12 protein-coding genes are annotated in these 7,598 nt (G+C 40.9%); 1 reads left to right on the forward strand and 11 read right to left on the reverse strand.

Annotated elements, in window-relative coordinates; genetic code table 11:
* Positions 1–46: 46 nt before the first annotated feature.
* From V7077_RS18455 to V7077_RS18470, 4 genes are all read right to left on the reverse strand, one after another.
* Positions 47–400 carry a hypothetical protein gene (locus tag V7077_RS18455; protein WP_335504608.1) on the reverse strand — a complete coding sequence of 118 codons (354 nt, stop codon included), beginning with the start codon at positions 398–400 and terminating at the stop codon, positions 47–49.
* Positions 401–519: 119 nt separating this feature from the next.
* Positions 520–1,071 carry a superoxide dismutase family protein gene (locus V7077_RS18460; protein WP_335504610.1) on the reverse strand — a complete coding sequence of 184 codons (552 nt, stop codon included), beginning with the start codon at positions 1,069–1,071 and terminating at the stop codon, positions 520–522.
* Positions 1,072–1,173: 102 nt separating this feature from the next.
* Positions 1,174–1,383, reverse strand: coding sequence for a hypothetical protein (locus V7077_RS18465; protein ID WP_335504612.1), 210 nt, complete (start codon positions 1,381–1,383; stop codon positions 1,174–1,176).
* A 119-nt stretch (positions 1,384–1,502) separates the two neighbouring features.
* Entirely contained in the window at positions 1,503–2,252 is a 750-nt protein-coding gene (locus V7077_RS18470; RefSeq protein ID WP_335504614.1) for a peptidylprolyl isomerase, read from the reverse strand.
* 108 nt (positions 2,253–2,360) lie between these two features.
* Between V7077_RS18470 and V7077_RS18475 the strand changes: the two genes are divergently transcribed.
* Positions 2,361–2,741, forward strand: a complete 381-nt coding sequence (locus tag V7077_RS18475; protein ID WP_335504616.1) for a kinase-associated lipoprotein B — start codon at positions 2,361–2,363, stop codon at positions 2,739–2,741.
* 42 nt (positions 2,742–2,783) lie between these two features.
* On the opposite strand, the gene kapD is transcribed toward V7077_RS18475, so the two are convergent.
* From kapD to V7077_RS18510, 7 genes are all read right to left on the reverse strand, one after another.
* The gene (gene kapD / locus V7077_RS18480; RefSeq protein ID WP_335504617.1) at positions 2,784–3,407 is read right to left on the reverse strand and encodes a 3'-5' exonuclease KapD; all 624 of its coding nucleotides are present in this window, start codon (positions 3,405–3,407) and stop codon (positions 2,784–2,786) included.
* A gap of 240 nt (positions 3,408–3,647) precedes the next feature.
* Entirely contained in the window at positions 3,648–4,031 is a 384-nt protein-coding gene (locus V7077_RS18485; protein WP_335504618.1) for a hotdog fold thioesterase, read from the reverse strand.
* Positions 4,032–4,155: 124 nt separating this feature from the next.
* Positions 4,156–4,401: a hypothetical protein gene (locus V7077_RS18490; RefSeq protein ID WP_335504620.1), complete on the reverse strand. Its 246-nt coding sequence runs from the start codon at positions 4,399–4,401 to the stop codon at positions 4,156–4,158.
* Positions 4,402–4,455: 54 nt separating this feature from the next.
* On the reverse strand, positions 4,456–4,728 hold the full coding sequence (locus tag V7077_RS18495) for a hypothetical protein (protein ID WP_335504622.1): 273 nt from the start codon (positions 4,726–4,728) through the stop codon (positions 4,456–4,458).
* A 38-nt stretch (positions 4,729–4,766) separates the two neighbouring features.
* Positions 4,767–6,275, reverse strand: a complete 1,509-nt coding sequence (locus tag V7077_RS18500; RefSeq protein WP_335504623.1) for a leucyl aminopeptidase — start codon at positions 6,273–6,275, stop codon at positions 4,767–4,769.
* 119 nt (positions 6,276–6,394) lie between these two features.
* Positions 6,395–7,006, reverse strand: coding sequence for a 3D domain-containing protein (locus V7077_RS18505; RefSeq protein ID WP_335504625.1), 612 nt, complete (start codon positions 7,004–7,006; stop codon positions 6,395–6,397).
* Between the two features lie 113 nt (positions 7,007–7,119).
* On the reverse strand, positions 7,120–7,443 hold the full coding sequence (locus V7077_RS18510; RefSeq protein WP_335504626.1) for a YuiB family protein: 324 nt from the start codon (positions 7,441–7,443) through the stop codon (positions 7,120–7,122).
* Positions 7,444–7,598: the final 155 nt, after the last annotated feature.

Below are 7,598 nucleotides of genomic sequence, written 5' to 3' on the forward strand. Positions count from 1 at the left end.
TTCCTTAAGTTTAAAGAACAGGTCCTTCTCATTTCTTTGTTATTGTTTATTTATCTTTTTTCCGCTGGCCGAAAGAAGTGGGTGTTTGCCCCTGCATAGATCCGCCCATTCCTTGAGGAAAGCCCATTTGCTGTTGACCGCCCATCATTTGCGGAAAGCCTCCCATTTGTTGGGAACCTCCCATTTGTGGATATCCTCCCATTTGCGGATAACCACCCATATGCGGGTATCCTCCCATTTGCGGATAACCACCCATGTGCGGGTATCCTCCCATTTGCGGGTATCCTCCCATATGTGGATATCCTCCCATTTGCGGGTACCCTCCCATTTGCGGGTATCCCCCCATCATTTGTGGATAACCCATTTGTCCTGGAAATCCGCCAAATTGTCTCTTTTCCATAAGATCGCCTCCTTGCATTCTCCCTACTAGTGTATGTACCACTTTTTGGATAAGCTTAGATGGATACCTATGAGATTGAAAATAAATAACTAAAACTCCTGCTCGTGATCGCTTGTACTCTATTTCTTTTCGTCCTGTGCCTTTTTTTGTCCTGTCTGTTTCTCTTTAGAAATCTCACCACAAGCAATTCGGTTCCCCGAATCTCCCGCTGGCTGGGTCATCCCATCATCTTTTCCTTCATGAATCACAATGGAGGTTCCTTCTTTGGTAAACAGAGATTTTTTTCCGTTTTTCAAGGTAACATTAGGCGCCATTAATTCGGCCTTTACTGACCCGTCATCCTCGACAATTAAATTTGGCAAATCCCCTGCATGAGCTCCTTTCGGATGGAGAAGACCGTGCTCTTTATTTTCAGGATTAAAATGGTTTCCGGCTGATTTGAAATCAGGAGCTTCGCACTTACCAGTTTCGTGTATATGTATAGCATGTTCTCCAGCGGGTAGCCCTTTTAAATCAACAGTCATTTTCACACCACTAGACTGCTCAGCAAGTGTTATGGTACCAAGCGAATCTCCCGATGGATTATACACTTGTACATCCAACTGTTTAACTTCCTTTTCCGTACAACCTGAAAGCAGGAGAAGCGGGATAAACATCCAGCTTTTCTTCATAAGTTTCTCCCCTTTTTAGACATTTTGGGATTAGTATTGGCAATCGTTCCTTGAGCTATTCCAAAGGTGAGAAAGATAAAGAGTAAAAAAGGAACAGTACGGTTAACTGTTCCTTTGTGTCGTTTGATTCTTGTTTATTTGTTCTTCTAATTCTTTTGTTTTTAGTGCTTCCCTGTTGGAAATTTTGATAATAAGACGCATGGTTATTAATGCACCGATTAAAAAAATAACACACGTAATGGCAGCAGGGATGTATTCTCTTTTGTCTTCAGGAAAGTACAAAAATAATGCTAGTACGGATGGCAGAAACATTTCTCTTCTCCCTTTCTTTTAAAGCCCCTAATCATTCACTTTATTATAGCAACAAAAAAGTTTCCGTACCAACAGAATGCGCTAGTTCCCATATAGGGTCGGATGAGTAACACCTTCCACTATTTTAATACCTTAATTCCTTTGATTACGACATCTTTTTCAGGTTTGTCCTTTGCATCTACTTTTGTATCTGCAATTTTATCAACAATGTCCATTCCCTCAATCACCTGGCCAAAGACCGTGTGACGGTGGTCTAACCATGGTGTGCCGCCATTTTTATCATAAGCATCAATTATTTCCTTCGGATAGCCCGCCTTATCCATTTCCTCTTTCATCGAAGGATCCAATGATGTTTTTTGAACGATAAAAAACTGACTGCCATTTGTATTGGCCCCGGCATTTGCCATTGATAAAGCACCGCGAAGATTGAAAAGATTATTAGAGAATTCATCCTCAAACGGAGTTCTCCAAATACTTTCACCGCCAGTCCCATTTCCTTTTGGATCGCCGCCTTGAATCATAAAGTCTTTAATGACCCGGTGAAAAATCAGCCCGTTATAGTATCCATCCTGACTGTGCTTAACAAAGTTTTCAACAGCCTTTGGTGCATACTTTGGAAATAGTTTAATTTTAATCGTACCCATTGATGTTTCCATCTCCACTAGTTTTTCATTTTCAGCTACCTCTGTTGAAAGCTGCGGAAAAGTTGTATTTGTCACTTGCTTGGCTCCTTCCTGTTGTTCTGTTTTTGGCGCTGCAGTCTTTTTGGTTGTTGATGCTTCGTCCTCTTTCTTCTGGCTTGTCCCACATGCAGACAACATGAGAACAATTGTTATAAAAATCAATATAAATAGCCATTTCTTGCTCATTTTATCATCCCTCCATTTTCCCACTTTAAACTTTTTGCACTATGTTTTTAATTTAGTCATAATGGAGGAGTGGAATCAAGTGAATTTTATACAAAAGGGGTGGTTCATGTGACAGACTTACAGGTTGGCAATGTAGTTACAGGAATTTATAAAACAGGAAAGTATATCGGGGAAATTACAGAGATTCGCCCACAGCATTACTTAGTCAGGGTGCTGGCAGTTGTGAAACATCCGATGCAAGGTGACCTTCATCATCCAAAGGATGCGGATGTCCACATGTTTCATGAAAGAAAAGCCCTTAGCTACAGGGAGCAGACGAATGTTCCTAAACAAATGGTGAAACTGTTTGAGGGTGAGGTTCCTGATTACCAAGAGTCCTTAAAAGATGCTTTAGAAAAGATGAGAAAAGAATTGGCAGAAGCGAATTCAGAATGGGCAGACATGAGCCTTCGCGCTTTAGAATCCTTGGAAAAAGATTATAAGATTTGATCACACATATAAAGGCCAAATCAGTTTGAATGATTTGGCCTTTTATGCAAATTCATTTAATAATTTTGAAAAATCAATTCTGTCTCCAATGGTGGTTGGTTTTGGTTTTTCCAAATAGCGTTTATCCTTCTCGACTAGTTTGAATATATTATAGGTAGTCAAGGCATCATCTAATGCCCGGTGATGTTTGCCTGTCCCTTCTTTCCCGTATTCCTGAACCGCTTTCCAAAGACCTGTTTGATTTTGGTCGCCGAAGAAGCGTTTATATTCCATCGATAAATCTAATTCTGCTCCATTAAACGGGAATGGAACTCCCGCCATTAAACAATTTTGCCGAAGTACCTTCATATCCATATTTCCCCAGGTAACGATGGTTGTGTCAACATGATCCTTATTGAATTCCGCCAGTTTCTTAATGAGCTCGTAAATGGTTAAACCCCTGTCTACCTGTTGCTGCGTGATATGTAAGAATGATTTGCAGCGTTCGGATAATCTTGGAAATTTTAACGGAGTTACATAGGAAGAAAATTGCTCGGTTACTTGATCATCAATCACAGCAACAATTCCTACTTCAATAATTTCCGCGAAAAAATCCTTCATACGAACATTTCTCTCTGGCATTGTAAACTCAAAATCAATAAATAAATATTGTTTCTTAGTTCTCAATTCATTCACCACCTTTTCTTTTCCATCTTACTACCATTATATAAAGATACCTGTACAAAAAATTGTGCTTTTTTTCTATTTTTTTATTATTATAGCACGAATTTCATGGAAGTTTTTTAAATTTTTGTACAATGGCCAAAAGAAAAGCGCAAGCGTTCTGGTGGGGCAGGACAATTTTATATCACTTTTTTATACTCATATGCTAAAAAAAGAATGGCAATACCATTCTCCTACAATATTTTACTTTTTAAGTTTAATGACGGCCATTGTACATCTAGACACACAGATGAGCCGGTCTTGTTCATCCGTGATTTTTATATCCCAAACCATGGTGGTTTTGCCTTGATGCAAGATCGTACCCACTGCCGTGACAATTCCATCTGTTTTCGGGCGAACATGATTAGCGTTTATTTCCAAGCCAGCAACGGCTTCTATTTCTTTGTCCACAAGTTCATAGGCTCCAAGGCTGGCAACGGTCTCCGCTAAGGCCACAGATGCTCCGCCATGCAGCAATCCAAATGGCTGTTTAGTACGGTGATCGACAGGCATGACCGCTACTACTTTCCCTGGTTCTATCTCGGTAATTTCAATTCCGAGTGCTTCAATTAATGTGTTCTTAATCATCGTATCCCTCCGGTCCATATTTTGATTACATATTAACCTATTCTTCACTTTTGTTGTTATTCCTTTAACTTCTATAATAGGAAAAAGAAAAAAACAGCTGCAAGAGCTGTTTTTAATTTTGAATTTAATAAAAACCAGGGTATCCGAATCCAGGACCACCAAATCCAGGGCCACCAAATCCAGGATAACCGCCGAATCCAGGGTATCCAAATCCAGGATAACCACCATAGAATGGCCGAGCGGCAAAAGATGCTCCTAATCCTCCTCCAAGTAAGCCTCCTAAAAAGCTAAGTCCACCGATCGCTAATGGCCAGCCAAGACCGATAAATCGCTGATCCTGTACTGGGTACGGGCTTCGATATGGGTACATACCTTATTACCTCCTTTTTCTATACTTGCCTACACTATTTCATATGCGAAAACACTAGGTTTGGAGTGGGCAATTAGAAAAGCGGAAGCGCCCGTTTAGCGGCGGATGGCCTGGAGGGAGAGCACTATTCCTTTTTATTTTGACCGTTTCAGCTTCCTCTTTATTATGGCGGGCACTATTCCTTTTTATTTTGACCGTCTCGGCTTCCTTTTTGCCGTGGCGGGCACTATTCTTTTTTATTTTGACCGTTTCAGCTTCCTCTTTACCTTGGCGGGCACTATTCCCACCCACAGCGCGCATACATACGGATAGATTCTTTCCACGCACAAAAAGCTGCCGGGTCGTTCCCCCGGCAGCAACATATATTATTTCTCAATGGGTTCAAAACGTTCGACAAACAATGCAAGAGTCCGAGTCATAACACCGGTTGCCCCTGCTGGACCAAGGTCATAATCCCTTGAAGTGGTGGCTGTTCCGGCAATATCTAAATGGACCCATGGCGTTCCTTCTGTAAATTCCCCAATAAAAGCACCCGCAACAAGGGCGTGTCCTTCACTACCAGGAGAATTATTTAAATCGGCCACTTTACTATTGCGGACACGTTCTTTTTCCGTCTCAAACAACGGCAATAGCCACATCTGCTCACCGGCTTCAACAGATGCCTCTAACACTTGTTCATACAATCCATCATGATTGGTCATCGCTCCAGTAGTATGCAAACCCAGTGCCGTAATTACCCCGCCTGTTAAGGTAGCAACATCGACTAAATAATTAGCCCCATGGTGCTTTGCATAAGTAATTGCATCTGCTAAAACCAGACGTCCCTCTGCATCTGTGTTTAGTACCTCAATTGTTTTACCATTCATAGAGGTAATCACATCGTCTGGTTTAAAAGCTCCACCCGAAATCATATTATCGGTGGAAGGAATAACCGCGACAACGTTTTGCTCCGGTCTAATTTCACCGATGATTTCCATGGCACCAAGAACCGCTGCTGCCCCGCCCATATCGGTTTTCATCCCTACAATTCCAGCCTTCGTTTTAATCGAATAACCTCCAGTGTCAAAAGTAATCCCTTTTCCAACCAGACCAATGACATCGGTCCAGTCCTCTTTTCCTTGGTACCTTAAAACAATCATTTTTGGAGGCTCTAATGACCCTTTATTTACGGCAAGGAATGCCCCCATGCCTAACTTCTCAATCTCAGCTTTATCAAGAATTTCGACTTCAAAGCCGTATTTAGCAGCTAGTTCTAAAGCATGGTTCGCTAAATCTGTCGCCGTCAATAAATTACCTGGCGTATTCACAAGCGTGCGGGCTGAGTTTGTTCCCTTTCCAAATGCGTATCCAACCGTTAACGATGCCTGCACATCCTCTTCTTCGCCGGCACCACTATACACCGTTACTTTCTCAAGTCTTTTCTCAGGCTCATTGGATTTCTGTTTATATCCATCAAACTGATACATTGCAAGCGCCGCGGCTTCACCCAACGCATGTGCTGCATCTAAATTATTAAGTTCCTCTGTCACAAACGTATCTAAATAAACCGCTGTTTCTTCCTGTTTATTTACCTTTAGCTGCTTAAAGACCTTACCAAAAGCTTCTCGAAGCTTATCAAAAGATAAATCCTTTTCTTTCCCCAGACCCACAAAATAAATCCGTTTTGCACCAATTTTTCCAAAACTATGTACTTTCGTGATGCTTTTGAGCTTAGCAGAAAGGTCCCCTGACTTAACTAATTCGGTTAACTGCCCAGCAAACTTTTCGTCTAAGCCAGCCAACACTCCAGTAAATTTTTCAGGTTTTTCAAATAAGCCTAAAACTAGGCCCTCTTGGCTCTCTGTTAAGTCTAACTCTTTTTTTACATGAAACATGTTATATCACCTCCATAATATACTATTACATTATAGCGAAAATAATCATTTACTTCGATAATCTAAACATTTTTTCAAATATAAAAAGCAGGCCAGGGCCTGCCGATTCCATCATATTTTTATCTTTTTTCAGAGCTAGTATACTGCTGGCGGAAGACCTGGAGTGTTTTGTCATTATTTAATGTTTGCAATTCATCTTCCGTTAGATGGCCATTTCCTTTTTGGACGACATAAACCTCCACCTGCTTTTTCCCCCATTGCTTATAGACATCCTCGACCGTCTTATAATAGAGGTCTAACTCATTTCCCTTGATCGCACCGCCCTTATCCGCCACAACCCCATATCCATAGCCAGGGATAAATAGAATCGTTCCGATGGGAAACACGTTTAAATCAGCTGCTACGGTTGAAAATAAGTCACGCTTCACTTTAACACCTGAGTAGGTAATTCCATATTCAGGATGACCCTGGCTTTTCCCAGTAGATTCATATCCTGCTGTATATCCTGTAGCTGTAACGGCATATTTTGGGTACTTGGACCAATCAAAAGCGTCCTCAAGCAGCGGAGTTGGTGCTCCAGAAACTGGTTTAGTAAACGAAAGCGCTGACGCAAATGGCAGGATGAATGATTTTGCACTTACGCCAGTAATGGACTGAAAGGTTGCAGCTAATGCCATAATAAAAAGGCAAATCATCGCAAATCGTTTCATCCAATTTTTCAGTTTATCCATTGAATTTTTCACTCCTCCAAAAATATTCATTCCCAATGCGTTGGGAAATATACAATTGGAGGATGAAAAATAGAATAAAAAAGTAAAAAAGACCTTTACGCACCGTAAAAGTCTTAAAACATTTGATATCCATTTTTTCGTAATAACTTTATTGTAAAACCAGCGGCAATCGCGCCAGCTAGACCACTAATTAAAATAAGTATATCTGCGGTCGCGAGTGTGCTGACTCTTGACCAAAGATCTTGAAAGGCGTATTTACTATTTGTAAAATACTCCGAAAATCCCACCTTATCTACAATAAAAATGGCTACAATCGGGTAAACTATTGCCATTACCCATGACATTCTTAGGAGCATATTCAGGATAAAACCGATTCCAAAAAATAAGACAAAAAATAGCACGATCGAAATGATTAGGACTACAATGCTCATCTGCACCCGACAATTCCCCCCTTTATACATCCATTAGTGTACTTAAAAAGCCCTGGGAGAGTCAAGAAGAAAAGCACAAATGCCGATTAGCATACGACAGGGGTGGAGATGGATAATTAAGGCTGTGTTAAAGGATAGTTGAATTTTAGCACGTTGATTGG

Source organism: Neobacillus vireti (assembly GCF_036962465.1).
In the GTDB taxonomy this organism is placed as follows: domain Bacteria; phylum Bacillota; class Bacilli; order Bacillales; family Cytobacillaceae; genus Neobacillus; species Neobacillus vireti_B.